Below are 25,847 nucleotides of genomic sequence, written 5' to 3' on the forward strand. Positions count from 1 at the left end.
ATCTTATGGAATTGCGGACGCTCCGGGCCTTTGTCGAGGTGGTGCGCCAAGGGGGCTTCTCCCAGGCGGCCAAGGTGGTGTTCGCCACCCAGCCCACCATTTCCAAGGCCGTGAAGCAGCTGGAGGACGAGCTGGGCGTGCCGCTGCTGGACCGCATCGGCCACAAAAGCATGCTCACCACCGCCGGCGAGATCGTCTATCGCCGCGCCCTGACCATGCTGGCGGAGCGGGATGATCTGGTGGCCGAGCTCGCCGATCTGCGCGGACTGAAGACCGGCTCGCTGCGGCTCGGCCTGCCGCCGCTGGGGGCCAGCACCCTGTTCGCGCCGCTGTTCGCCGTCTATCGCGCCCGCTATCCGGGCATCGACATCCGCCTCACCGAGCAGGGCTCCAAGCGGCTGGAAGAGATCGTGCTGGCGGGCGAGGTGGAGCTGGCCGGCTCGCTGCTGCCCACCACCGACGATTTCGATTTCCAGCCGGTGCGCTGCGAGCCGCTGATGGTGGTGATGCCCAAGGACCACCCCTTGGCGGGTCAGGAGCGCATCGGCATCGGCGCCCTCTCCGCCTCGCCCTTCATCCTGTTCGAGCGCGGCTTCGCCCTTAATCGGGTGCTGGTGGACGCCTGCGAGCGCAACGGCTTCGCCCCCACGGTGGCGGCGCGCAGCGGGCAGATCGACTTCATCGTGGAATTGGTGGGCGCGCGGCTCGGCATCGCCTTCCTGCCGCAGACCATCGCCCGGCAGCGCAGCACCCCGGCGGTGAAGCTGGTGCTGCTGGACGAGCCCGGCACCCAATGGCACATGGCCCTGGTGTGGCGGCGCGGCGGCTATCTCTCCCACGCGGCGCGGGCGTGGGTGGAACTCACCCGGGAGATCTATGGGGCAGAGGGGGGAAGCGGCATGCCCGCGACCCCGGCGCCGTAACCGGGCCCTGCGGGGCGGCTGAAGGCGTCGCACGCAGCCGGCGCTGATGCCGGCCAGATCGGTGCGAACCGACCGCAGGCGCGCCTGCGGTCGGAACCGGTTTCAGACGATCAGGCCCAGCGGACCTCGACGATCTCGAACGAACGGGCGCCCTTGGGGGTCACCACCTCGACGGAGGAGCCCTTCTGCTTGCCGATCAGGGCCCGGGCCATGGGCGAGGAAATGGAGATGCGGCCAGCCTTGGCATCCGCCTCGCTGTCGCCGACGATCTGCCAGACCCTCTCTTCTTCCGTATCCTCATCCACCAGGGTGACGGTGGCGCCGAACTTGACGATATCGCCGGAGAGCTTGGACACGTCGATAACCTCGGCGCGGGACAGCTTGTCCTCCAGCTCGGCAACGCGCCCTTCGTTCAGCGACTGCTGCTCCTTGGCGGCATGATATTCCGCGTTCTCCGACAGGTCGCCGTGGGCGCGCGCCTCGGAAATCGCGGCGATGATCCGCGGACGCTCCACCTGCTGGCGCTGCTTCAACTCCTGCACAAGGGCATCATAGCCCCCGGCGGTCATGGGAATCTTCTCCATGGGTCCTTTCAAGACCTCCCGAAACTGATCAACGCGCGGCCGGCCGCTCGACGGCCCGCCACGCCTGAAATGCACCGTCACCGCAAAACGCACGACGCGCGGCACGGCTCCTCGTGCCCGCCCCTGCGCGCCCGCCGCCAATGGCGTGCTCCGCAAGGGTGATCGCACGACGCAAATGCGCGGGGACGTAATCCCCGCGCGTTCCATCACGCCGTCAGCGGACGGCGGCGCTGCTCCGCGCGAGAGGGTTGTGATCGGCGTGGAAATAATCCTGGAGCGGACGCACCTTCAGGTCGCCCCCCACATAGGCCTTGATCCCCTGCGCCGCCGCGACGGCACCTGACAGCGTGGTGTAATACGGCACTTTCTGCAAGAGGGCGGCCCGCCGGAGCGAGCGGCTATCCGCAAGAGCCTGGGCACCCTCGGTGGTATTGAACACCAGTTGCACCTCGCCATTCTTGATGGCGTCGACGATGTGCGGTCGGCCTTCCAGCACCTTGTTGATCTTGCTGGCGGTCACCCCATGCTCCTCGAGGAAGCGCTGGGTGCCCGAGGTGGCGATCACCTTGAAGCCCAGCTCCTGCAGCATCTTCACCGACGGCAGGATGCGGGCCTTGTCCTGCTCCCGCACCGAGACGAACACCGTGCCGGACTTGGGCACCTTGGTGCCGCCCCCCAGCTGGCTCTTGGCGAAGGCCACGCCGAAGTCGGTATCGAGCCCCATCACCTCGCCGGTGGAGCGCATCTCCGGGCCTAGCACCGTATCGACGCCGGGGAAGCGGGCGAACGGGAACACCGCCTCCTTGATGGCGATGTGGTCGAACACCGGCGGCTTGAGATGGAAGCTCTCGAGCTTCTCGCCGGTCATCACCCGCGCCGCGATCTTGGCGATGGGCAGGCCCACCACCTTGGCCACGAACGGCACCGTGCGCGAGGCGCGCGGGTTCACCTCGAGGACGTAGATGTCGTCGTCCTTGATGGCATACTGCACGTTCATGAGGCCGCCGACGCCCAGCGCCAGGGCCATGGCCGCGGTCTGCGCCTTCAGCTCGTCCAGGATCTTCGGGCTCAGCGAATAGGCCGGCAGCGAGCAGGCACTGTCACCCGAGTGGATGCCGGCCTCCTCGATATGCTCCATGATGCCGGCAACGAACACGTCCTTGCCGTCACACAGAGCGTCGACGTCCACCTCGATGGCATCCGACAGATAGCGGTCGAACAGCAGCGGGTTCTTGCCCAGCACGGTGTTGATCTGGCCGGTCTTGTCGTTGGGATAGCGCGCCTTGATCTCCTGGGGCACCAGGCCCGGCAGGGTCTCCAGCAGGTAATCGCCGAGCTGGCTGTCCTCGCGGATGATCTGCATGGCCCGGCCGCCCAGCACGTAGGAGGGGCGCACCACCATGGGATAGCCGAGCTCGGAGGCCACCAGCCGCGCCTGCTCCACCGAATAGGCGATGCCGTTGGCCGGCTGGCGGATGTTGAGCCGCTCCAGCAGGTGCTTGAACCGGTCGCGATCCTCGGCGAGATCGATGGCGTCGGGCGAGGTACCGAGGATCGGCACATTGGCCGCCTCCAGCGCCTTGGCGAGCTTCAGCGGGGTCTGCCCACCGAACTGCACGATGACACCCTTCAAGGTGCCGTTGGTGCGTTCGCGGTCGAGCAGTTCCAGCACGTCCTCGGCGGTCAGCGGCTCGAAATAGAGCCGGTCCGAGGTGTCGTAATCAGTGGAGACGGTCTCCGGGTTGCAGTTGACCATGATGGCCTCGTAGCCGACGTCCTTGAGGGCGAAGGCCGCGTGGCAGCAGCAATAGTCGAACTCGATGCCCTGGCCGATGCGGTTGGGACCGCCACCCAGGATCACCACCTTCTCCCGGTTCGAGGGGCGCGCCTCATCGGCGGGCACGCCGGCGAACGGCGCCTCGTAGGACGAGTACATGTAGGCGGTGGGCGAAGCGAACTCAGCGGCGCAGGTGTCGATGCGCTTATAGACCGGGCGCACGTCGAGCGCGTGGCGCTGGGCGCGGACATCGGCTTCATGCCGCCCGCTCAGGGTGGCGAGGCGGGCATCGGAAAAGCCCATGCTCTTCAGGCCCCGGAAGGCGCCGGCCGTGGTGGGCAGGCCGAACTTGCGCACCTTCTCCTCGGCATCGACGATGGCACGGATCTCGCCCAGGAACCAGGGGTCGATCTTGCAGGCCGCATGGATCTGCTCATTGGTGAGGCCGAGGCGCATGGCCTGGGCCACATAGAGCAGCCGGTCGGGGGTCGGGGTGCCCAGCGCCGCGCGGATGGCGTTCTTGTCGTCGCCCAGGCCGAGGCCCTCGATCTCGATGTCGTCGAGGCCGCTGAGGCCGGTTTCCAGCGAGCGCAGGGCCTTCTGCAGGGATTCCGGGAAGGTGCGGCCGATGGCCATGGCCTCGCCCACCGACTTCATGGCGGTGGTGAGGGTCGGCTCGGCGCCGGGGAACTTCTCGAAGGCGAAGCGCGGCACCTTCGTCACCACATAATCGATGGTGGGCTCGAAGGAGGCCGGCGTCGCGCCGCCGGTGATGTCGTTGGCGATCTCGTCCAGGGTGTAGCCCACGGCGAGGCGCGCGGCGACCTTGGCGATGGGGAAGCCGGTGGCCTTGGAGGCCAGCGCCGAGGAGCGCGACACCCGCGGGTTCATCTCGATGACGATCAGCCGACCATCCTCGGGATTGACCGCGAACTGCACGTTGGAGCCGCCGGTTTCCACCCCGATCTCGCGCAGCACCGCCAGCGAGGCGTCGCGCATGATCTGGTATTCCTTGTCGGTCAGCGTCAGCGCCGGGGCCACCGTGATGGAATCACCGGTGTGCACGCCCATGGGGTCGATGTTCTCGATGGAGCAGATGATGATGCAGTTGTCCGCCTTGTCGCGGACCACCTCCATCTCATACTCCTTCCAGCCGAGCACACTCTCTTCCACCAGCACCTCGTTGGTGGGGGAGGCATCGATGCCGCGCTCGATGATCTCGATGAACTCCGTCTTGTTGTAGGCAATGCCGCCGCCGGTGCCGCCCATGGTGAAGGACGGGCGGATGATGGCGGGCAGCCCCACCTCCTCCAGCGCTTCCAGCGCCTGGGGCAGGGTCTTGATCTGCCGCGACTTGGGGGTCGACAGGCCGATCTTGGTCATGGCCTCGCGGAACAGCTCGCGATCCTCGGCCTTGTCGATGGCTTCGGCGGTGGCGCCGATCATCTCGACGTCGAACTTCTCCAGCGTGCCCATCTTCTTGAGCGAGAGCGCGCAGTTGAGCGCGGTCTGCCCGCCCATGGTCGGCAGCAGAGCGAAGCCCTTGGAACGGTCGCCGCGCTCCTTCTCGATGATCTTGGTGACGATCTCGGCGGTGATGGGCTCGATATAGGTGGCATCCGCCATGTCCGGATCGGTCATGATGGTTGCCGGGTTGGAATTGACCAGAACGACCCGGTACCCCTCCTCCTTCAGCGCCTTCACCGCCTGGGTGCCGGAATAGTCGAATTCACACGCCTGGCCGATGACGATCGGGCCGGCGCCGATGATGAGGATGGTCTCGAGATCTGTGCGTTTCGGCATGTCGCTTTAGCGCTCTGGCTCATCTTGGCCCCCGCATGCGGCGCGACCCGACGCCACCGGGCGCGGACGCAACATGCTTCAGGCGCAAAAAAAGGGCCGCGGGTCACGCGCCCCCTGCAGGATGGCACCTGCCGCAGGGCGACAGATACGGCTCAAGCCGGCGAGACCCGCGAAAAATCGCGCGTGCCGGCTCTTAGATGGGCTTCCTTAGACCATAATTCCGGGCGACGGAAGACGCCTTGCCCGCTCCTCACGCATGAGAGCCTCCCGTGGTGTTCACAAGTCCGGTGGCCGCGCTCCGCAACGGCATCCGCCGCTACCGCCCCCTGCTGCGGCAGATCCTGTCCTTCGGCTGGGTGGGGCTGGTGGCCACCGGCGCCCATTTCGCCACCCTCGCCTTCACCGTGGAACGCGGCATCGCTGGCCCGGTGACCGGCTCGGTCATGGGCTCGCTGGTGGGCGCAGTGGTGTCCTACGTGCTGAACCGGCTGTTCACCTTCGATTCCACCCGCTCCCACGCGGGGGCCGTGCCGCGATTCGCGGTGGTCGCCCTGGGCGCCTTCGTCCTCAACGCGGTGCTGATGGATCTTCTGGTGCACCGGCTCGGCGTCTATTACCTGGCCGCCCAGGTGGTCGCCACCGGCATCACCCTCATCTGGACCTTCTCCGGCTACCGCATCTGGGCATTCGCCGATCGCTCGCTCCACCGCGGCTGAGGCGCTTCAGCGGTAGTTGATCCAGAACAGGCCGACGGTGGGATTGGCCGCCCGCAGCTTGGCATCGCGCGACGACACCCGGCGCGGACCGGACAGCGGGCCGAGGGCGGCATCCCTCACGGTGGCGGGCAGCGCGAGCTGCAGCCCGACCCGACAGCCGCCACCGATATTGCCAAGCCGGCCGCCCTGCCAATCGGCCACCACGCCGCCGTTCTCACCGCCGAAACCCTGGATGCGGAACGGGCCACCATTGGCCTTCTCCACATCCGCGAGCGAGGTGCCGATGCCGATGCCGTTGACGCTCCAGGCGCTCTCCTCGGTGAAGGAAATGCGGCGGGGCGCGGCCATGGCACCGGGATCCTTCCAGGCGATTTCCATGGCGAGCCCGGGATCATTGGGTAGCACGATGAGGCCGGGGGAGGTGCTGCCATCGGGCGAGGTGATGGTGCCGGTGGCCACGTTCGCCTGGCCAAAATCGGCGGCGAGGTTCACCGCCGTCGTGTCGGGCGCGAACGGCCCGGTGCACTGGAACTGGCGCGGCCCGGCGGTGGGCTTGGGAATGGCGACGATGGTTTCAGAGTAATCGCCGAACGCATCGCTCTGCTTGACGACGCCGGTGCCCCAGCTGTCGGGCGAGCCCTGGCAGGCGGCCAGACCAAGCGCGCCGCCCGCAAGCAGCATCAGGACGCGAAGGCGAACGGGGCGACACAGGTCCATGACGGGCCTCGGGCAGGCGGTGGGATGAACGGCGCGTCGGCACCGCCGGCGAGAGGCCAGCGGCGCCTTGCGAGGTTCATAGCCGGTTCCGCATCCGGCGGCCAGCGGCGCCCGCCCCCGCCTACTCCGCCACCAGCTCAGGCACCCCCGCCCACCACGCCTCCACCTCAGACAGGTGCGCCGGCACCACGCGGGCCATATCGCCGACGAAATCGCCCCACTCCCCCGAGACTGACGGGGACACCGACGTCAGCACCGAGAATTCCGCCGCCACCGCCGCATAGAAAGCCGAAGTCAGGCCGCGCCCCTCCGCCTCCTGCCGGCCAAACTTGGAGAGGATGACGACCGTATCCGCCGCCGCGCCACCCTCCGCGCTCCGGGCGGCGATGGCCGTCTCGACCCCGGCGCAGGCCGCTGCCAGCCCCTCGGGATCCAGACTGCAGCCGGCCGCGCCCGGCCCCAGGTCCTGATGCAGGCGATGGGTGTCGCCGGTGGCGAGATCGAGCAGCATGATGTCATGATGGGAGACACCCGGCGCCATGTCCTCCACCACGCCCAGCACCCGCACGCCCGCCGCCTTCAGCCGTTCCGCCGCGGCGATGAGGAGATGCTGGATCTCCTCCCGGTCACCGCCCTGGACGGCAAGAATCGTGGGTCTGTGCGGCATCTCCGCCATGGCGCGCTCTCAGCTTCAAACGGTTCCGGTAGGGCACCGGCTGGCCCATGCGCCGCCCTCGCCCCTCCGCGACCTATATATAAGCAACAATAGCACTCTCAATCCAAGCCCGATGGCTGGGACCAACCGCCGCGTTGCGCGGCATGGGCGCCACCTGCCCAAACGGTAGGCAGATTTCGTCCCATCCTCGCCACAGATCGTCCCTAAGCAGGACCGAATCGAGGAGGTATCCCACCCCGTGACACGCGCCTTCCGCCTCGCCGCCGCCTGCGCGGCCGGCCTTCTCTGCGCCGGCCTCGCCGCCCTGCCCGCCCTTGCGAAGCCACAGCATGGCCCGAAGCCGCAGCATGACCCCATGATGCTGCATCTGAGCCCGGCCACCCGCGTGGAACAGCGCTGCAACGCCCGCGCCATGGGGGAGATCCAGCGCCAGCACCAGGGCATGCGCCCCGATGAGCTGGTCGCCTATGCCTTCGCCGACACCAAGGTGGGGGCCGACACGGTCTCGGCTCCCGGCGCCGCCGTGCGCAGCGCCGGCCATTGGTACCGCCTTTCCTATCGCTGCCAGACCTCCGCCGACGGCATGGACATCCGGTCGTTCAGCTATGAGTTGGGAAAAGAGGTGCCGCGGGCCGACTGGTCGGCCCATTATCTCGTCCCCTGAGGCGCGGATCCCAGCGCGGGCTCAGTGCAGATCCTGGGTGTAGACGAACTTCGGCATGTGCCAGTTGAAGCGCAGGGCAAGCAGGCGCAAGGCGAGGCCGGCCAGCATCGCGCCGATCATCAGCGGCTCATGCGGCAGGCCCAGCGCCCCGCCGCCCACATAGAGGCCGCCGGTGACGATGGACACGGTGGCATAGAGCTCGGCCCGGAACAGCAGGGGCACGTCGGCACACAGAACGTCCCGCAGCACGCCGCCGACGCAGCCGGTGATCATGCCCGAGGCGATGACGATGATGACCGGCATGCCGAGCCCGAGGGCGATGTTGCAGCCGATGATGCTGAACACCACCAGCCCCACCGCATCCAGGAACAGGAACAGGTAGCGCAGGTGATGCATGTAGCGGGCGATGATGATGGTGGCGAGCGCCGCGCCCGAGGTGATGAGCAGATAGGAGGGATGCTCGATCCAGGTGAGCGGATGGCGCCCCAGCAGCACATCACGCACCGAGCCGCCACCCAGCGCGGTGATGGAGCCCAGCAGGCACACCCCCACCCAATCCATCTGCCGCCGCCCCGCCGCCAGCGCCGCCGTCATGGCTTCGGCGACGATGGCGATGACGTAGAGGATCTTGAAGAGCAGCGCCGTTTCCATGTCCCCGCCTCCCGCCTGTTCTCCCTCGGCTGGGACTACCATAGGGTTGGAACTCGCGGCCAGCACAACGCCGCCGGCGCGGACCAGGCCATGAGCGCACCGCCGGATCCCACAGCGGCCTTCCCCCAGGCTCCGTCGACATTCAACACAGAGGAATGTGGAGGGGGGCTAGATCGGGCCAGAACAGATGGGTGGTCGAGCATCGCCCGCGCCACGGGTGGTGAAGCTCGAGCGAGCCCGACGCTACCCCTTGCGGCGGCCGCCCTTGCGATAGCCCTTGGTGCCGGGATCGGGGCGGGGGCCGGGGCGGAAGCTGTCCTCAGTCAGGGGCACGGCGCGATCGGAGCCGGGGCCCATGTCGTCCAGGGAGGGCTTATGGGCCCGGGAGGCCGAACGCGGCGCGCTATAGGGCGTCTGGGTTTCCGCCAGCCCTTCCAGCGCCGCCTCAAGCTTGGTCTTCGCGCGCGACGGACGCGGCCCGGCGGAAGGGGCGTCTCCAGCCTCCGAGGCCGCCATGGGCGTCTCCGGCGGCGGCAGGCGGGCGGAGCGGGGCCCGGTGGCCGTGCCCGTCACCCGCGGCGCTTCTGGTGGCGCTTCTGGCGCGGCCCGGCCCGCGGACGCGGCTCCGCCCTTTGTCCCCATCTTGCCACCCATCTTGCCACCGCTGCGGGCACGCCCCTTCGCGTTCCCTTTGGCGGCGGTTTCCGGCGGCAGATTGGCGGCGGTGCCGTATTTGCGCGGCCCGCGATAGCCGCCGGTGCGGTCGTCCACCGCTTCCTGCCGCGCCATGGGATCGTCGGCGACGGCGAGCTCGGTGGCCTCCAGGCGGCGGATCTCGTCGCGCAGGCGGGCGGCGGTCTCGAAATCGAGATCGGCGGCGGCGGCGCGCATGCGCTTTTCCAGATCGGCGATGACGCTCTTGAGGTTGTGGCCGAAGGCCGCCCCCTCCTCCATCACCCCCGTATCCACCTGCACGTGATCGCGCTCATAGACCGAGTTGAGAATGTCGCCGATGGCCTTCTTCACGCTCTCGGGCGTGATGCCGTGCTCCAGATTATAGGCCATCTGCTTCTCGCGGCGGCGGGTGGTCTCCGCCATGGCGCGGCTCATGGAGCCGGTGATCTGGTCCGCATAAAGGATCACCCGGCCATCCACGTTGCGCGCCGCGCGGCCGATGGTCTGCACCAGCGAGGTTTCCGACCTGAGGAAGCCCTCCTTGTCGGCATCGAGAATGGCCACCAGCCCGCATTCGGGAATGTCGAGGCCCTCGCGCAGCAGGTTGATGCCGATCAGCGCGTCGAAGGCGCCCAGCCGCAGGTCGCGAATGATCTCGATGCGCTCGATGGTGTCGATGTCCGAGTGCATGTAGCGCACGCGGATACCATTCTCATGGAGATATTCGGTGAGGTCCTCGGCCATGCGCTTGGTGAGCACGGTGACCAAGGTGCGATAGCCCTTGGCCGCCGCCGCCCGCACCTCGCCCAGGAGGTCGTCCACCTGGCTGCGCGCCGGGCGCACCTCCACCGGCGGATCGACGAGGCCGGTGGGGCGGATGACCTGCTCCACGAACACACCGCCGGTCTGGTCCATCTCCCAGGGGCCGGGGGTGGCGGAGACATGCACCGTCTGCGGCCGCATGGCCTCCCATTCCTCGAACCGCAGAGGGCGGTTGTCCATGCAGCTGGGCAGGCGGAAGCCGTACTCCGCCAGCGTCGCCTTGCGGCGGAAGTCGCCGCGATACATGGCGCCGATCTGCGGCACGGTCACATGGCTCTCGTCGATGAAGACGAGGGCATTGTCCGGCACGTATTCGAACAAAGTGGGCGGCGGCTCGCCGGGCTTGCGGCCGGTGAGCCAGCGGGAATAATTCTCGATGCCGGCGCACGAGCCGGTGGCCTCCATCATCTCCAAATCGTAGCGGGTGCGCTGCTCCAGCCGCTGGGCTTCCAAGAGGCGGCCCATCTTGTAGAGTTCCTCCAGGCGCACCTTCAGCTCGGCCTTGATGCCGGTGATGGCCTGGATGAGGGTCGGGCGCGGTGTCACATAATGGGAGGCGGCGTAGACGCGCACGCTCTTCATGTCGCCGCTCTTCTGGCCGGTGAGCGGGTCGAACTCGGCGATGCTCTCGATCTCGTCGCCGAACAAAGAGACGCGCCAGGCGCGGTCCTCATAGTGGGCGGGGAAGATTTCCACCACGTCGCCCCGCACCCGGAAGGTACCGCGGGCGAAATCCGACTGGATGCGCTTGTATTGCAGGGCCACCAGATCGGCCAGAAGCGCGCGCTGGTCGATGCGCTCGCCCACCTTCAGATCGAAGGTCATGGCCGAATAGGTTTCCACCGAGCCGATACCGTAGATGCACGAGACCGAGGCGACGATGATCACGTCATCACGCTCCAGCAGCGCGCGGGTGGCCGCATGGCGCATGCGGTCGATCTGCTCGTTAATGGAAGATTCCTTCTCGATATAGGTATCCGTCCGGGGCACATAGGCTTCCGGCTGGTAATAATCGTAGTAGGAAACGAAATATTCCACCGCATTGTCGGGGAAGAAGCTCTTGAACTCACCATAGAGCTGGGCCGCCAGCGTCTTGTTGGGGGCGAGCACGATGGCCGGGCGCTGCAGCTGCTCGATCACCTTGGCCATGGTGAAGGTCTTGCCCGAGCCGGTGACACCCAGCAGCACCTGGTCGCGCTCCCCGGCGCTCGCCTGGGCGCACAATTCGGCGATGGCCTGGGGCTGGTCGCCGGAGGGGGTGAACGCGCTTTTCATGGTGAAGGCGACGCCGCCCTCGGACTTTTCCGGGCGCGGCGGGCGGTGGGGCACCCAGGTCTGGCCGTTGACCTCCGGCCGGCCGTTCTCGATCAGGCTGGCCAGCGCCTGCACGGTGGCGGAGGCGCCGCCCGATTCGAAATCCATGGCGAGGTCCCCGGGCTCCAGCCCGAGGGACTCGGAGAGGGACTTGGCGAGGGCGGGATCGAGCGCCTGCTGGGGCGCCGGCTCGAAATGACGCTGCGAACGCTCACCGAGCTTTCCGGGACGGGATGCTTTGGCCATGGCGGGAATATGGGCGGCTCCGGCGCCTTCGAAAAGCCCCTGCCTCGTAATCGCTCCCCTCGCCCTCTCAATCAGCTTCCCGAAGGCGACCTCAGGATTGGAACGAAGGAAAACACCAGCCCCTCGCCGGAGAAGCCGAGATCCAGGGTACGTGAGAAGGTTGATTTGATAGTGGGCTCAATCTTGCTCAGCCGCGCGGACACAGAGGCGTCCGAGGCCGCGGCCTGCTTACGCCGAAACACAATGTCGCCAACGTATGTGGCCTGCACCTGATAGATGCCGAAAGCTCTGTTGCGATCGACGGCCGCGCGACAACGACGATCCCGCATCATGCCCTCGAACACCGTCTGCGCCGCAGCTTCCGAGATGGCATATTTGCTGACATGCGTCAGTTTGTACTCGTAGTAATCGGAGACATTGCCAGAGAGGCCTAAAGACACCAGTTTCGTGGACACTCCTCCCAGTTCACCCTGCAGCCGAGCGTCAAAGAGCAAATTGATATCCGCTACAGGGTCGGCCTTGGGATTGGCGACGCCGAAAGCCGAGAGATCAGGGCGAGTATCACAAAGAGGCTCAAGAGCAGTAGGGACATCCCGCCGATTTGTAGGGGCCTCTGCCGCATAATAGATCGAGCCAACATAAATCCCTCGTTGCGGAGGCACCAGTTCGCGCGCACCAAACGATGGGCCACGATCCGTGATGCAACCTCCCAGCAACAGCGACAAGCCCACTCCCACGATGGCTCGCTTCAACATGGTGCCCCCAGAAATACAATTTCTGGTTATATCTTGTATTATATGCAACTAGAGTCAACATCGCGGTTCGCGAAATAGTGATCGCGGCTCACGCGGCCCTGGCGCTCCAACGGCCCCCCTTTCCTCATGCCCAACTACATCCTAGGAAGAGGAGACCTCACTGCGCTTAGGAACAGCGCCACGATGCCCGCCCTCGCCTCCCTGCTGCCGCCGCAGATTGCCCCGTTCGTGCTGCTCATCGCCTCGAACGTGTTCATGACCTTTGCCTGGTATGGGCACCTGAAATTCAAATCGGCGCCGCTGTTCCTGGTCATCGTCACCAGCTGGGGCATCGCCTTTTTTGAATATTGCCTGGCGGTGCCCGCCAACCGGCTCGGCTCCGAGGTCTATTCGGCGGCGCAGCTGAAGACCGCCCAGGAGGTCATCACCCTGGTGGTGTTCGCCGTATTCTCGGCGCTCTATCTGAAGGAGCCGCTGGGCTGGAACCATCTGGTGGGGTTCGCCTTCATCGCCGCCGGCGCCTATTTCATCTTCCACAAATTCTGAGAGGTCAGCCGGCCTGCGCCGCCAGGGTCGCGGCCATGGCGTTGTGGGCGCGGGTCACCGCCGGCAGGTCGATGGTCGCGAGCCGGCCATCGCGCACCACCACCGCGCCGTTGATGACGCTCAGCGCCACCTGCTGCGGGGCGCAGAAGATCAGCGCCGCCACCGGATCGTGCAGCGCTCCGGCATAAGCGGGCGCGCTCATGTCGAAGGCGACAAAATCCGCCGCCATGTCGGGGGCGAGGGCGCCGATGTCGTCGCGGCCGAGCAGGCGGGCGCCGCCCAGGGTGGCCATCTCCAGCGCCTGGCGGGCGGTGAGGGCATCGGGCCCGAAGGCGGCACGCTGCAGCAAGAGGGCCTGGCGCGCCTCCCCCAGCATGTGGCCGCCGTCGTTGGATGCGGAGCCGTCCACCCCGAGCCCCACGGGAATGCCCTCGGCCCGGAACCGTTTCACCGGCGCGATGCCGGAGCCGAGCCGCATGTTGGAGCACGGGCAATGGGCGATGCCGGTGCCGGTGGCCGCGAACAATGCGATGCCGGGATCATCCAGCTTCACGCAGTGGGCGTGCCACACATCCGGCCCCACCCAGCCCAATTCCCGCACATAATCCGTGGGGCTCTTGCCGAAGGTCTTGAAAGAAAAGGCGATGTCGCTGTCGTTCTCGGCCAGGTGGGTGTGCAGCCGCAGCCCCTCGCGGCGGGCCAGTACCGCCGTTTCGCGCATGAGATCCTCGCTCACGGTGAAGGGGGAGCAGGGGGCCAGCACCACCCGCAGCATGGAGAAACGGGCGGGGTCGTGATAGGCGTCGATCAGCCGCCGCGTGTCGGCCATCACGAAGCCCTCGTCCTCCACCACCCGGTCGGGCGGCAGTCCGCCTTGGCTCTCGCCCACGCTCATGGCCCCGCGGGCCGCATGAAAGCGCATGCCGATGCGCCGCGCGGCACGGATGGAATCATCGAGCCGCACCCCGTTGGGGTAGATGTAGAGATGATCCGACGAGGTGGTGCAGCCCGAAAGGATCAGCTCGGCCATGGCGGTGAGGGTGGCGGTCTCCACCATCTGCGGCGTCAGGCCCGCCCACAGGGCATAGAGCGCCCGCAGCCAGCCGAACAATTCGCTGTCCTGGGCCGCCGGCACCGCCCGGGTGAGGCTCTGCACCATGTGATGGTGGGTGTTGACGAGGCCCGGCAGCACCACATGGCCGGTAAGGTCGATCACCTCGTCGGCGCTGGCCGGCAGCTCATGGGCCGGCCCCACCGCGACGATGCGGCCATCCTCCACATAAAGCCCGCCGCCGGGAATCTCGCGGCGCGCGCCATCCATGGTCACCAGCACCAGGGCATTCTTGGCGAGCAGGGTTTTGGCAAGCAGGTTTTTGGCAAGCAGGTTTTTGGCGGGAGAGGTGGGGGCCATGGCAACCCTTGCGGACCTGCGCCGCGCCCAGATGGCGGCGGACGATCCTAGGGCGCAGCCCCGCTTACGCCAACCTGCCGCCTCACTTGTCGGCCACCGGCACCACGCGCAGGATCTCGCCATCCTCGGCATCGGTCGCCAGCCACAGGGCGCCGTCAGGGCCCTGCCGCACATCGCGAATGCGCTTACCCAGGGGCAGACGCTCCTCCCCCAGCACCACGCTACCGCGCAGCTTGACTTCCACCAGCGCTTCACCGGCCAGGGCGCCGATGAAGAGATGTCCCTTGAAGGTCGGCAACAGGTCCGCCGTGTAAAAGGCCGCACCCGAGGGAGCGATGGACGGATCCCAATAGAACAGTGGCTGCTCCATGCCCACCTTCTCGGTTCCCTCGCCGATCTTGGCGCCGGAATAATCCCGTCCGTAGCTGATGACCGGCCAGCCATAGTTCAGGCCCGGCCGCGGCGCATTCACCTCGTCGCCGCCCCGCGCGCCGTGCTCCACCGTCCAAAGCTGGCCGCTCGCCGGCTCAATGGCGGCGCCCTGAACGTTGCGGTGGCCGTAGCTGTAGATTTCCGGCCGGGCGCCGGAGCGGTTGCGCAAGGGGTTGTCGGCGGGAATGCTGCCGTCTGTGTTGATGCGGACGATCTTGCCCACGGTGGTGGAGAGGTCCTGCGCCCGCGTGCGCAAGTCGAACCGGTCGCCGAGCGTGACGAACAAGGTGCCGTCGGGCGCGAACGCCAGCCGCGAGCCGAAATGGTTGCGGCCGGTCCAGGCCGGCTCCTGGCGGAAGATGACGCTCAGGTCGCGCAGCTGGGTGGCATCGGGCGAGAGCCAGGCGCGGGCCACCGCCGTGGCGGCCATGCGCCCGCCGCGCGGCTCCGCATAGCTCAGATAGATGTAGCGGTTGCGCGCGAAGTCTGGATCGAGCGCCACATCCAGGAGGCCGCCCTGCCCCTCGGCCACCACCTCGGGCACGCCGCTCACGGTGGCAATGATCTTGCCCCATTGATCCAGCAGCCGCAGCCGCCCGGGGCGTTCGGTCACCAACAGGCGGCCGTCCGGCAGGAATGCCATGGCCCAGGGATGGTCGAGGCCGGAGGCGAATGGCACCACCCGCACCCGCGCGCCGGCGAACGGCTGGGCCGCCGAAACGCCGCTTGCCTGAGCCGCAGCCGGCAGCGGCGCAGCCGCTCCAACAGTGAGCACCAGCAGGGCGACCGCCAGCGCGGCGATTTTTTGAACAGAACCGCAAGAAGCGCCAGAACCGTCCTTGCCCCTTCGCGACACGCCGATGCCCTCAGCGCCGGCGGGCGCGCACGCGCGCATGGCGCAGGGTCGCGCGGGTGGCCACAAGCAGCAGTCCGCCGATCACCGCAACCCCTGCGAGGGTGGCCGAATGGTCGATCACGCCACGCACCAGCAGCCCCGCGGCGGCCGCCCGCTCGACGCTGAGCACCACCGCCACGGCGCCGATGGCCATCATGAGCGCCACAGTGAGCGCCGCCTGCGCCAAAGCGTCGCCGGCCTTGTGGGCCCGCACCGCGCGGGCCAGCGTATCGGGATCGGCCGCCGAGCGGGTGCCGATCTCCGCGTCGAGCCACGTCGCCGAGCGCGGCAGATCGAAGCCTTCCCCGTGGCCCTGTCCGTGGCCCTGAAGGCCGTGCGAGGACGCGGCAAAACCTGCAACCCGGGGACGATGGGCAATGACCGGCTTGGACATGATGCTCTCACCAAGATGAATCGTGGCTACGCAACGTTCAGTTCGACGAATCAGTTCCGCCGACACAACGGAAGGTCGCGGAAGACTATGGCTGCGCTGCGGCCGCGACAGCGCACACCATGGCAACATCATGACGGCTGCTCACGCCATCGCGAGTTCTCCCCGCTATGCCGCCGCGACAGTTGGGCGCCAGGCCATGTCCACATGCCCGGCGTCCGCCGCCACCCGCGCGAGCCAGGCCCGCACCCGGGGGAAGGTCGCGAGGCTGAAATCGCCCTCTTCCGCCACGTGGGTGTGGGCGTAGAGTGCCAGATCGGCGATGGTGAGCCGGTCGGCGGCGAAGAAATCATGGCCAGCCAGATGGCGTTCCATGATGCTGAGCGCCGCATAGCCCTCCTCCATCCAGCGGTCCACGTCATGGGTGCGCAGCTCGCGGCCGCCGCGCACCTGGGTCAGCCAGAACCGGGCCGCGGCAATGCCGGGCTCATGGCTGTTCTGCTCGAAGAACATCCAGCGCAGCGTCTCGGCCCGATCGAACAGGTCGTCGGGCAGAAACCGCGACCCCTCGGCCAGATAGAACAGGATGGCGTTGGATTCGGCGAGCAGGCGCCCGTCCGCCTCCAGCAGCGGAACCCGTCCTTCGGGGTTCATGGCGAGAAACTCCGGCGTGCGGTGCTCGCCGGCGAAAATGTTCACCTCCATCAGGTGAAACGGCTGCCGCAGCTTCGCCAGCAGCAGCCGCACCTTGTAGGAATTCCCCGACGATTGCGTCGAATAGAGCTTCAGCACGCCCAATCTCCCAGCGCCCGCATCGCGTCACATCCGGCCCTTGCAGGGGCATGTGGCGGCCCCGGAAGGTCGCCGCAAGGGGGAACGCCGGAGTGAGGCCCGCGGCGGGGCATCAAAGCGGCCCCGCGGCGATCCATCACCGGACCGCCCCCCTTTCATTCATGATCATTGCTTGTTCCGCTGCGCGCGCTGAACTAGTGTCCGCCCGCGCCGGCCTGAGCCCGGCGTTTCATCGTGTCCCACCTTGCGCCCTGAGCCGCCGCGGATCCGCCGCCGCGGGCGGGCGCGTCCGGAGCCGCCGGCCATGAGCCTGATCTCGTCCGCCCTGAAGCGTATCAACCCCTCCCCCACCATCGCCATCTCCAACAAGGCGCGGGAGCTGAAGGCGTCGGGCCGGGATATCATCGCGCTGTCGGCGGGCGAGCCGGACTTCGACACGCCGGAGAACATCAAGGAAGCGGCCATCGCCGCCATCCGCCGTGGCGAGACCAAGTACACCGCCGTCGACGGCATCCCGCAGCTGAAGGCGGCCATCTGCCGCAAGTTCAAGCGCGACAACGACCTCGACTACAAGCCCTCGCAGGTCTCGGTGGGCACCGGCGGCAAGCAGGTGCTGTTCAACGCCCTGGTGGCCACCGTGGACGCCGGCGACGAAGTGATCATCCCGGCCCCCTACTGGGTGAGCTATCCGGATATCGTGCAGTTCTGCGGCGGCACCCCGGTGCCGGCGATGACCCGCCTGGAAGACAATTTCAAGCTGCGCCCCGAGGTGCTGGAAGCGGCCATCACGCCCAAGACCAAGTGGCTGATCTTCAACTCGCCCTCCAACCCCTCGGGCGCCGCTTATACCCATGACGAGCTGAAGGCCCTCACCGACGTGCTGCTAAAGCACCCGCACGTGTGGATCCTCACCGACGACATGTATGAGCACCTGGTCTATGACGACTTCAAGTTCGTCACCCCGGCCCAGGTGGAGCCCAAGCTCTACGACCGCACGCTGACCATGAACGGCGTCTCCAAGGCCTATTGCATGACCGGCTGGCGGATCGGCTACGCCGCCGGCCCCGAGGCGCTCATCAAGGCCATGGGCACCCTGCAGTCGCAGTCCACCTCGAATCCCTCCTCCATCGCCCAGTGGGCGGCGGTCGAGGCCCTCGACGGCCCTCAGGACTTCATCGCCGCGAACAACGCGATCTTCAAGGAACGTCGCGACCTCGTCGTGGCCATGCTCAACCAGGCCAAGGGCCTCACCTGCCCCAAGCCGGAAGGCGCCTTCTACGTGTTCCCCTCCTGCGCGGGCACCATCGGCAAGACCACGACCAACGGCGTAAAGATCACCAGCGACGAGGATTTCGCCACCCAGCTCCTGGAAGCCGAGGGCGTGGCCGTGGTGCACGGCTCGGCGTTCGGCCTGGGCCCGGCGTTCCGCATCTCCTACGCCACCGCCACCTCCGAGCTGGAGGATGCCTGCCGCCGCATTCAGCGGTTCTGCGGCAACCTCGTCTGACCCAAAGAGCACGGCGGCCGGAAAAGGAACTGACCCTTCCTTAGAAGCGTTGGCGCGGCAGCAAAGTCTGAGCTATGGCATTGCTGTCGTCTGGCGCTGGACGGAATTCCGCCGGCTTCCCTAGGAGGAACGACATCATGAAGACTGTTTTCAAGGCTGGCCTTGCCGCGGCTGCGCTGCTGGCCATCGGTGCCGTGCCTGCGTCCGCCCAGTCGCGCGTGCAGGTGGGCACGCTGAGCTGCACCCTGTCGCCGAACGTGAGCTTCATCATCGGCTCGATCCGCGACATGTCCTGCAGCTTCAAGCCGCGCCATGGCCGCACCCGCAGCTATGAAGGCACCGTGCGCCGCTTCGGCCTCGACATCGGCGTGAGCGGCAAGGGCGTGCTCGCCTGGGCCGTGTTCGCTCCGAGCTCGAACATCCGTCCGGAGACCCTGCGCGGCTCCTACGTCGGCGCGTCGGCCAATGCCGCCATCGGTGCGGGCCTTGGCGCCAACGTGCTGGTGGGTGGCAACAACAACACCATCGCCCTGCAGCCGCTGTCGGTGGAAGCCCAGACCGGTATCAACCTCGGCCTGACCGTTTCGGACCTGACCCTGCGTTGATCCGAATCGATGCAGCCGGAAGCGTGATTCGCGCCCGCGTGTCGCCTTTTCGGCTGCGTCCGCCCGCTGGAATGCCCTTGCGCCGCGCGGTGCTCTTGGTCCGCGTCCACACGCGCGCCGGAGGTCGGGTTGTGTCCGCAGTCGACCGCTGCTCTGCTCGCTCGACGGAAGGGACATGACAGCACCACCCGCAAGATGCTCCAACCTTCCAACTCACACCTCTTATGGGGGATCCCATGCGTCTCAAGTCCGGCCTCATCGGCCTTGCCGCCATCGCTGCCGCTGCCGCCACGCCCGCCGCCGCGGAAACGCCGAAGGTCCAGATCGGCGTGCTGGTGTGCAATGTCGCCCCGTCGGTGGGCTTCGTGCTCGGCTCGGTGCGTGACCTCACCTGCGAGCTGCGCAGCGCCCGCACCATGCCCTACACCGTGAAGGGCAACTACAAGGGCACCGTGTCGCGCTTCGGCATCGACATCGGCGTGACCTCCGCCAACGTGCTGGCCTGGGGCGTGTTCGCTCCCTCCGTGGACGCCGGCCCCGGCGCCCTCGCCGGCACTTATGTGGGTGTGTCCGCCAATGCCGCCTGGGCCATCGGCGGTGGCGTGAACGTGCTGCTCGGCGGTTCCCACCAGACCGTCGCCCTGCAGCCGCTGTCGTTCGAAGGCATGACCGGCGCCGCCGTGGCTGCCGGCGTCGCCGACATGAAGCTGGAGCAGGTGGCTGCGCCGAAGGCGAAGATCACCAAATGACCTGAAAGTCGTGCACAATGCGGTGAGGAGCTGTTCATGATGCCTTTTCACCCCATGATGCGCGCCGGCCTTATCGGCGCCTGCACGACATTCGCTTTGGCTACGGGCGCCGGCGCACAGCCGGCGCCCGCTGGCGCCTCGACGGCCCCGGGCCAAACGCAGGCGCTGCCGCAGATGAATGTGGACCCGCCGCCTTCCCCGGGCGCGGGCGGCCTGCAGATGCCGAGCGTATCGGCCGGGCTCCTGGAGTGCCGCGGCGATTTCGCCACCGCCACCGGCTTCGGCTCCAGCAGGAAAGTGCGCTGCGAGTTCCGCCCCTCCATGGGCCAGAATCACTATTACATCGGCACCCTGGAGCGCACCGGCCTCGATATCGGCGTCTCCGATCAGGGCAGCATGCTGTGGGGCGTCTTCGCCACGTCGCCCAACATCGATCGCGGCGCGCTGGCGGGGACCTATGTGGGCTTCACCTCCGGCTTCGCGCTCGGCCCGGGCTTCTCGGCCAATATTCTGGCCGCCAAGGACGCCACCCGGCAGATCACACTGCAACCGCTCAGCATTTCGTCCGACAGCGGCCTGAGCCTGTCCATCGCCAGCGCCACCCTGACCCTGGAGCCGTCCACCGCCCTCATCGCCGGCGATCCGCCGCCCTCGCGACGCTGAGATCCGCCGCCTGCTGGCGAAGCTGTGACCGGTCACACGCCGCTGTGACTTGCCGGCGCCGCATGGGGCCCGGATCCTCCCCAGCCATCGACGCCGGTTTTTCGCCGGTGGGCGGGGATGAACGGGACGCGGAGATTTCTCATGCATGTGCGGCGTTGGCGCGGCTGGTCCCTGCCGGAATCGGCAGCGACCCCGGAGGCGCTCTATCTATCCCGGCGCGATCTCATGGCCACGGGAACCGCCCTTCTCGGCGCGGCGACCCTCGCCGGCGGTGCGGCCCACGCCGCGGGCGCCCCCTCCGCAGACGGGGCGGCTCTTTACCCCGCGCAGCGCAATCCGAAATTCACCCTCGATCGTCCGCTGACGCCGGAGGCGCGCGCGTCAACGGTCAATAATTACTACGAATTCAGCTACGCGAAGAACGTCGCCCCCGCCATGGGCCGCTTTGAGCGGCATCCCTGGCGGATCGTCGTCGATGGCCTCGTGGAGGCACCCCAGGAGTTCGATTTCGACGATCTTCTGAAGAAGGTGCAATTGGAGGAGCGGCTGTATCGTCACCGCTGCGTCGAGGCCTGGTCCATGGCCATTCCGTGGACGGGATTTCCCATGAAGACGTTGGTGGATCTGGCAAAACCCACGAGCGGCGCCCGGTTCATCAAGCTCGAGGCGTTCCGCAACCCGAAGGTTGCGCCGAACCAGAAGGACTTCCGTTACCCCTGGCCCTATGTGGAGGGGCTGACCCTGGCCGAGGCGCAGAACGACCTCGCCTTCCTGGTGACCGGGGCCTACGGCAAGCCCGCCCCCAACCAGTTCGGCGCGCCCCTGCGGCTCGCCCTGCCGTGGAAATACGGTTTCAAATCCATCAAGGGCATCGTGCGCTTCACCTTTACCGACACCCAGCCGGTGAGCTTCTGGGAAGAGGTGCAGGGATCGGAATATGGCTTCTGGGCCAATGTGAACCCCAAGGTGCCCCACCCCCGCTGGAGCCAGGCGAGCGAGGAGGACATCGCCACCGGCGAGCGCCGCCCCACCCTGCTCTACAACGGCTACGGCGAATATGTGGCCGGCCTTTATGCCGGGCGCGAGAAAGAGCGCATCTGGTTCTAGCCTTCCGCCCCGCCGCGGTGCTCGGGCTCGGCATATCCCTGGGGGGCATCCCCCGCCTCGAACGGCGCATCCACAGCAACGAAGGTGTCCGGATAAAAGCCGTTGAAGCGCGTGCGCAGCGACAGGGAATAGGCGCCCATGTGGCCGATCTCGATCCAATCCCCGGTGTCCACGCTCGCCGGGAGGAAGAAGGGACGCGAGAGCACATCCACGCTGTCGCAGGTGGCGCCATAGATGCGGAACGGCTCGATGGCCTGCGCCCGCCCCGGGCGCCGCCGCCGGGCGGGATCGGGAATATGGCGCACCGGCAGGAGAATCTTGCCGGTCCAGGAGTCTGAAAGCGACGCCCAGATGCCGTCGTTGATGTAGAGGCGTTGGCCCTTCTTCAACAGAACCCGCACGATGACGGAAAACGCGCGTGCAACGATCACCCGCCCCGGCTCCGCCACCAACGGCATGCCCGAGAAACCATGCCGTTCGACAGCGCCCATGAGACCGGCGACAATCTCCGGCAAGGAGGGCAGGCTCTGTGGTTGGCCGGCCTCCGCCCGCCGGGGGTCGCGGGCATAGGCGGCGGGAAAGCCACCGCCCACGTCGAGACCCGCGATAGGAACGCGCGCCGCCTCACGCACCTCGGCCGCCAGGGCCACCGCCCGCTCGTAAGTCCCGGGGTCCTCCACCTGGCTGCCCACGTGGAAGCACAGGCCGCAGCGCAGACCAACGCCGTGGATCCGCTGCAGCAGCTCCGCCGCATGGCCCGGCGCCGCCCCGAACTTGCGGGAGAGCTCATAGGCCGCCTCGCCCTTGGTGGCGAGGCGCACGAACAAGGTGAGGTCTTCCGGATCGAGATCCAGCGCCCGCACGATGCGCAGGACCTTGGCCACCTCGTCCTCGTGATCGAGGGCCATGGTGCGGATGCCATATTGCTCCAATGCCAGCCGGATGTCGGACTGGGCCTTCACCGGGTGCATGTAGAGCAACTCGGCCCCCGGCGCGGCGGCCCGGGCCGCCGCGAATTCCGCCGGGCTCGCCACATCGAACGCGGCCAGCCCGGCATCGGCCAGGGCATCGAGAACCATGGGCTCGCCGTTGGTCTTCACGGCATAAGCGGTCTTGCCTGGAAAGGCGGACAGGAAGGCCTGGGCATCGGCCCGCAGCACCGCGGGGCGAAAGCAATAGACCGGATGATCCGGCCGCAGCTCCAGCGCCGCAGCGCGGCCGGTGGCGAAGCGGGGCAGCACGGCGGCCGGCTCCGGGCGTTCGTTCCGATCGGCGGCGACGCGAAATGGCGGCATAGGCGGTCCTCACACGTTCCTCGGCAGCGCAGCCAGCCGCTGTGGACTGGTGGCGGCAACCTCCTGACTAGCCCAGCTTTCGGGCAGCGGCGCGACAGACACCCGCCCCGCTCGACAGGGTGGGCGCCAAGGCGTGACATTTTCTTAAGACCTGTGGCTCCGCTGCGCTTGACCGATCGGTTCGCTCGCCCCATCGTCCGCCGGAACGTCCGGCTGGCCCGGCATCGACATCGTTGAGTGGAGAGGACTATGGGTGATCGGACGCGCACTGTGAACGCCACGGCGAAGCGTTCGGGCTCCGCGCCTGCCGCCAACGGCACCCGGCGCATGGCGCGCTGGGCCGCCGCCGCGACGGCCGCGCTCGCCCTGTGCGCCGTGGCGCCACGCGCCGAGGCCGCCAACTGGCTGGAAATGAACTTCTGGCTGTCCGGCCCCAACTATACCGGCCAGATTCCCGCCTGCGACGAGCCCTCCGCCCTCAATCTCATCGCTCAGCGTTTCGCCGAGACGGAGCGCCAGTATTGGTCGTCGAATCTCGCCATCACCGAGTTTTCGCAGCCGAAAGAGATCGCCTTCCGCCCCTGGGGGCCGGAATATCTGCCGCGCCGCTATTGCAAGGGCACCGTCTACACCAACGACGCCCGCAAGCGCGCCATCTACTATTCCATCGTCGAGGACGGCGGCTTCATCGGCGCCAGCTGGGGCGTCCAGTGGTGCATCGTCGGCCTTGATCGCAACTATGCCGATGCGCCGTCCTGCAAGATGGCGCAGCCGTGAGGCTATGGTCGGCGTGGCGCCGGGCCGCCGCTGAGCGCGCAGGCGCGCCCGCGGCCCCGATACCACAGGCCTGCCGCGTCCCAAGCCTCGTTCCAAGCCTCGTTCCAGCACGGCGTCGCTCCGTACCCTTCTGGCGGACGCTGCGCACGGTCGTCCTGGCGTTGGCGACGACGCTTGCACCAGGCATCACCACTCTCGCGCACGCCCAGTCGAACACGCCGGGCGCGTTCGACTTCTATGTGCTCTCCTTGAGCTGGTCGCCCACCTATTGTGAGTCGCGGGGCAGCCGTGCCGCCAACGAGGCGCAATGCGCGGCGGCCCGGCCCTACGCCTTTGTGGTGCATGGCCTGTGGCCGCAATATGAGCAGGGCGCCCCGCAATATTGCCAGGTTCCGCCGCCCTACGTGCCCAACCCTCTGGTGCGGTCGATGCTGGACATCATGCCGAGCCGGGGCCTCGTCATTCACGAATGGAAGAAGCACGGCACCTGCTCCGGTCTCGATGCCGGCGGCTATTTCAACGCCATCCGCGCCGCCCGCGCCAAGGTGACGATCCCCGCCGAATTCACCCATCTCGACGACTACCGTATGGTGTCCCCCAGCGCACTGGAGGCCGCCTTCCGCGCCGCCAACCCGGGGCTGCAACCGGACATGATCGCGGTCGACTGCGACCGGCGTCGGCTGCGTGAGGTACGGATCTGCATGAGCAAGTCGTTCAGCTTCCGCCCCTGCCCGGAGGTGGACCGGCGCACCTGCCGGCTCGACAAGATGGTGATGCCGCCCGTGCGCGGCGGCCGATGAGCCCCGACAGACTGCGCAGGATTCCATGAATTATCGTCACGCCTTCCACGCGGGCAATCCGGCCGACGTGATGAAGCATGCGCTGCTGGCCCGTGTGCTGGCCTATCTGACCAAGAAGGATGCCCCCTTCCGCGTGCTGGACACCCACGCCGGCGCCGGCATCTACGACCTCGACGGCGCCAACGCCCAGCGCACCCTGGAGGCCGACAGCGGCATCGAAGCGCTGCTGGCCGCGCCGTTGCCGGAGAAGGCCGCGGCGCTGCTCGCCCCCTATCTCGACACGGTGCGGGCCCTGCGCGCCGAGGGGCGCCGCCTTTATCCCGGCTCGCCGGCGCTGGCGCTGGCGCTGTCCCGGCCGCAGGATCGCTTCCTGTTCTGCGAGCTGCACAAGGAAGAGCGAGCCAAGCTCGAAAAGCGCATCGGCGACGATGCCCGCGCCAAGATCCTGCCGCAGGACGGCTATCAGGCCCTGTCCGCGCATCTGCCCCCGCGGGAACGGCGCGGCCTGGTGCTGGTGGATCCCCCCTTCGAGGAGGAGGGCGAATTCCACCGCATGGTGGAAGGGCTGAAGGCCGCCCATGCGCGCTTCGCCACCGGCATCTTCATGCTCTGGTATCCCATCAAGAATCTGCGGGCGGTGGACCAGTTCCGCCGCGAGGTGGCCCATCTCGGCATGCCCAAGACGCTGCGGGTGGAGCTGGATTTCGCCGAGGTGCGCAGCCTCGACACCCTGTCCGGCAGCGGCCTCATCATCGTGAACCCGCCCTTCACCCTGGCCGATGAGGCCCGCACCATCCTCACCGCCATCGCCCCCTTGATGGCCCGTGACGGCAAGGGCCGCGCCCGCGTCTCCTGGCTCACCGCCGAGCGCTGACCGGCCCGCGCTTTTGCCATTCAACCAAAGGCGAAAATGCTCTAGGCAGAATCGCCCTTCCTCAAGCCGGATGCCCCCAGATGCGCCTGCGCTATTCCCTCACCTCTCCGTTCGCCCGCAAGGCGCGGCTCGCCGCTGCCGTGCTGGGCCTGCCGCTGGAGCTGGAACTGGCCGACACGCTCAATCCCGACGACACGCTGCGCCGCCAGAACCCGCTCGGCAAGATCCCGACTCTCCTCACCGAGGACGGCGACTGCCTCTATGATTCCCGCGTCATCCTGGCCTATCTCGACATGGTGGCCGGCGGCGGCAAGCTGATCCCGCTGGAGCCCAAGGCCCGCATCGCCGCCATGAAGGCGGAAGCGCTGGCCGACGGGCTCATGGATGCCGGCGTGCTGGTGCTCTACGAAGGCCGCTTCCGCCCCGAGGAAAAGCACGACGCCAAGTGGCTCGCCCACCAGCGGGACAAGATGGCCCGCGCGCTCGAGGCCCTGGAAGCGGCGCCGCCCGCCGCCGATGGCCCCATCAGCGCGGCGGACATCACGCTGGCCTGCGCCCTCGGCTTCCTGGATTTCCGCTTCGGCGGGGAATGGCGGGCCGCCCATCCCCGGCTGGTGGCCTGGCAGACCGCCTTTGCCGCCCGCTGTCCGTCCTTCGAAGAGACCGCCCCGCACTGATCG

General features: G+C 67.6%; 25 protein-coding genes. 13 read left to right on the plus strand and 12 right to left on the minus strand.

The features are described from left to right. Positions 1 to 5: 5 nt before the first annotated feature. Complete coding sequence (locus tag MEU52_RS01895) at positions 6 to 923, plus strand: LysR family transcriptional regulator (RefSeq protein WP_238121653.1); 918 nt, start codon at positions 6 to 8, stop codon at positions 921 to 923. A gap of 110 nt (positions 924 to 1,033) precedes the next feature. Here MEU52_RS01895 and greA read toward each other — a convergent pair whose 3' ends face one another. Both greA and carB read right to left on the minus strand, forming a co-directional pair. Beyond that, the gene (greA, locus tag MEU52_RS01900) at positions 1,034 to 1,507 is read right to left on the minus strand and encodes a transcription elongation factor GreA (RefSeq protein ID WP_238121652.1); all 474 of its coding nucleotides are present in this window, start codon (positions 1,505 to 1,507) and stop codon (positions 1,034 to 1,036) included. 214 nt (positions 1,508 to 1,721) lie between these two features. Next, a complete protein-coding gene (gene carB / locus MEU52_RS01905) occupies positions 1,722 to 5,087 on the minus strand; it encodes a carbamoyl-phosphate synthase large subunit (RefSeq protein ID WP_238121651.1) in 3,366 nt (1,121 codons plus the stop codon). A 269-nt stretch (positions 5,088 to 5,356) separates the two neighbouring features. On the opposite strand from carB, the gene MEU52_RS01910 reads away from it, so the two are divergent. Next, positions 5,357 to 5,803, plus strand: coding sequence for a GtrA family protein (locus tag MEU52_RS01910; protein WP_238121650.1), 447 nt, complete (start codon positions 5,357 to 5,359; stop codon positions 5,801 to 5,803). Positions 5,804 to 5,809: 6 nt separating this feature from the next. Here MEU52_RS01910 and MEU52_RS01915 read toward each other — a convergent pair whose 3' ends face one another. Then, a complete protein-coding gene (locus MEU52_RS01915; protein WP_238124995.1) occupies positions 5,810 to 6,520 on the minus strand; it encodes a hypothetical protein in 711 nt (236 codons plus the stop codon). Positions 6,521 to 6,641: 121 nt separating this feature from the next. Beyond that, positions 6,642 to 7,196: a DUF2478 domain-containing protein gene (locus MEU52_RS01920; protein ID WP_238121648.1), complete on the minus strand. Its 555-nt coding sequence runs from the start codon at positions 7,194 to 7,196 to the stop codon at positions 6,642 to 6,644. A gap of 238 nt (positions 7,197 to 7,434) precedes the next feature. Between MEU52_RS01920 and MEU52_RS01925 the strand changes: the two genes are divergently transcribed. Next, positions 7,435 to 7,860, plus strand: a complete 426-nt coding sequence (locus MEU52_RS01925) for a DUF930 domain-containing protein (RefSeq protein ID WP_238121647.1) — start codon at positions 7,435 to 7,437, stop codon at positions 7,858 to 7,860. Between the two features lie 21 nt (positions 7,861 to 7,881). On the opposite strand, the gene MEU52_RS01930 is transcribed toward MEU52_RS01925, so the two are convergent. From MEU52_RS01930 to MEU52_RS01940, 3 genes are all read right to left on the minus strand, one after another. Further along, a complete protein-coding gene (locus MEU52_RS01930; protein WP_238121646.1) occupies positions 7,882 to 8,511 on the minus strand; it encodes a trimeric intracellular cation channel family protein in 630 nt (209 codons plus the stop codon). Positions 8,512 to 8,754: 243 nt separating this feature from the next. Then, entirely contained in the window at positions 8,755 to 11,568 is a 2,814-nt protein-coding gene (gene uvrB, locus MEU52_RS01935; RefSeq protein WP_238121645.1) for an excinuclease ABC subunit UvrB, read from the minus strand. A gap of 71 nt (positions 11,569 to 11,639) precedes the next feature. Continuing rightward, positions 11,640 to 12,293: a hypothetical protein gene (locus MEU52_RS01940; protein WP_238121644.1), complete on the minus strand. Its 654-nt coding sequence runs from the start codon at positions 12,291 to 12,293 to the stop codon at positions 11,640 to 11,642. 213 nt (positions 12,294 to 12,506) lie between these two features. Between MEU52_RS01940 and MEU52_RS01945 the strand changes: the two genes are divergently transcribed. Further along, the gene (locus tag MEU52_RS01945; RefSeq protein ID WP_238121643.1) at positions 12,507 to 12,869 is read left to right on the plus strand and encodes a DMT family protein; all 363 of its coding nucleotides are present in this window, start codon (positions 12,507 to 12,509) and stop codon (positions 12,867 to 12,869) included. A gap of 4 nt (positions 12,870 to 12,873) precedes the next feature. Here the strand turns inward: MEU52_RS01945 and MEU52_RS01950 are convergent, their stop codons facing one another. The 4 genes from MEU52_RS01950 to MEU52_RS01965 all read right to left on the minus strand — a co-directional run bounded on the left by MEU52_RS01950 (position 12,874) and on the right by MEU52_RS01965 (position 16,790). After that, complete coding sequence (locus MEU52_RS01950; RefSeq protein ID WP_238121642.1) at positions 12,874 to 14,280, minus strand: 8-oxoguanine deaminase; 1,407 nt, start codon at positions 14,278 to 14,280, stop codon at positions 12,874 to 12,876. An 82-nt stretch (positions 14,281 to 14,362) separates the two neighbouring features. Continuing rightward, a complete protein-coding gene (locus tag MEU52_RS01955) occupies positions 14,363 to 15,607 on the minus strand; it encodes a PQQ-dependent sugar dehydrogenase (RefSeq protein WP_443265817.1) in 1,245 nt (414 codons plus the stop codon). Further along, complete coding sequence (locus MEU52_RS01960; protein WP_238121640.1) at positions 15,579 to 16,001, minus strand: hypothetical protein; 423 nt, start codon at positions 15,999 to 16,001, stop codon at positions 15,579 to 15,581. Before MEU52_RS01960 ends, MEU52_RS01955 begins: the two co-directional genes overlap by 29 nt. Positions 16,002 to 16,166: 165 nt before the next feature. Beyond that, positions 16,167 to 16,790, minus strand: a complete 624-nt coding sequence (locus tag MEU52_RS01965; protein WP_238121639.1) for a glutathione S-transferase family protein — start codon at positions 16,788 to 16,790, stop codon at positions 16,167 to 16,169. Positions 16,791 to 17,094: 304 nt separating this feature from the next. On the opposite strand from MEU52_RS01965, the gene MEU52_RS01970 reads away from it, so the two are divergent. From MEU52_RS01970 to msrP, 5 genes are all read left to right on the plus strand, one after another. After that, positions 17,095 to 18,297 (plus strand): pyridoxal phosphate-dependent aminotransferase, encoded by a 1,203-nt coding sequence (locus MEU52_RS01970; protein WP_238121638.1) that lies wholly within the window; start codon positions 17,095 to 17,097, stop codon positions 18,295 to 18,297. Between the two features lie 137 nt (positions 18,298 to 18,434). Beyond that, on the plus strand, positions 18,435 to 18,902 hold the full coding sequence (locus MEU52_RS01975) for a DUF992 domain-containing protein (protein WP_238121637.1): 468 nt from the start codon (positions 18,435 to 18,437) through the stop codon (positions 18,900 to 18,902). 236 nt (positions 18,903 to 19,138) lie between these two features. Further along, positions 19,139 to 19,651: a DUF992 domain-containing protein gene (locus MEU52_RS01980; protein WP_238121636.1), complete on the plus strand. Its 513-nt coding sequence runs from the start codon at positions 19,139 to 19,141 to the stop codon at positions 19,649 to 19,651. A 36-nt stretch (positions 19,652 to 19,687) separates the two neighbouring features. Then, on the plus strand, positions 19,688 to 20,314 hold the full coding sequence (locus MEU52_RS01985) for a DUF992 domain-containing protein (protein WP_238121635.1): 627 nt from the start codon (positions 19,688 to 19,690) through the stop codon (positions 20,312 to 20,314). A 141-nt stretch (positions 20,315 to 20,455) separates the two neighbouring features. Then, entirely contained in the window at positions 20,456 to 21,421 is a 966-nt protein-coding gene (gene msrP / locus MEU52_RS01990; RefSeq protein ID WP_238121634.1) for a protein-methionine-sulfoxide reductase catalytic subunit MsrP, read from the plus strand. Here the strand turns inward: msrP and MEU52_RS01995 are convergent. Then, complete coding sequence (locus tag MEU52_RS01995; protein ID WP_443265820.1) at positions 21,418 to 22,716, minus strand: ornithine decarboxylase; 1,299 nt, start codon at positions 22,714 to 22,716, stop codon at positions 21,418 to 21,420. The genes msrP and MEU52_RS01995 overlap by 4 nt on opposite strands. 249 nt (positions 22,717 to 22,965) lie before the next feature. On the opposite strand from MEU52_RS01995, the gene MEU52_RS02000 reads away from it, so the two are divergent. The 4 genes from MEU52_RS02000 (at position 22,966) to MEU52_RS02015 (ending at position 25,844) form a co-directional block, all read left to right on the plus strand. Then, positions 22,966 to 23,493, plus strand: a complete 528-nt coding sequence (locus tag MEU52_RS02000; protein ID WP_238121633.1) for a hypothetical protein — start codon at positions 22,966 to 22,968, stop codon at positions 23,491 to 23,493. 161 nt (positions 23,494 to 23,654) lie between these two features. Then, a complete protein-coding gene (locus tag MEU52_RS02005; RefSeq protein WP_238121632.1) occupies positions 23,655 to 24,293 on the plus strand; it encodes a ribonuclease T2 in 639 nt (212 codons plus the stop codon). A gap of 25 nt (positions 24,294 to 24,318) precedes the next feature. Beyond that, positions 24,319 to 25,167, plus strand: a complete 849-nt coding sequence (locus tag MEU52_RS02010) for a 23S rRNA (adenine(2030)-N(6))-methyltransferase RlmJ (protein ID WP_238121631.1) — start codon at positions 24,319 to 24,321, stop codon at positions 25,165 to 25,167. Positions 25,168 to 25,247: 80 nt separating this feature from the next. Next, a complete protein-coding gene (locus MEU52_RS02015) occupies positions 25,248 to 25,844 on the plus strand; it encodes a glutathione S-transferase N-terminal domain-containing protein (RefSeq protein WP_238121630.1) in 597 nt (198 codons plus the stop codon). Positions 25,845 to 25,847: the final 3 nt, after the last annotated feature.

Source organism: Xanthobacter sp. NM-25 (assembly GCF_022138605.1).
In the GTDB taxonomy this organism is placed as follows: Bacteria; Pseudomonadota; Alphaproteobacteria; order Rhizobiales; family Xanthobacteraceae; genus Xanthobacter.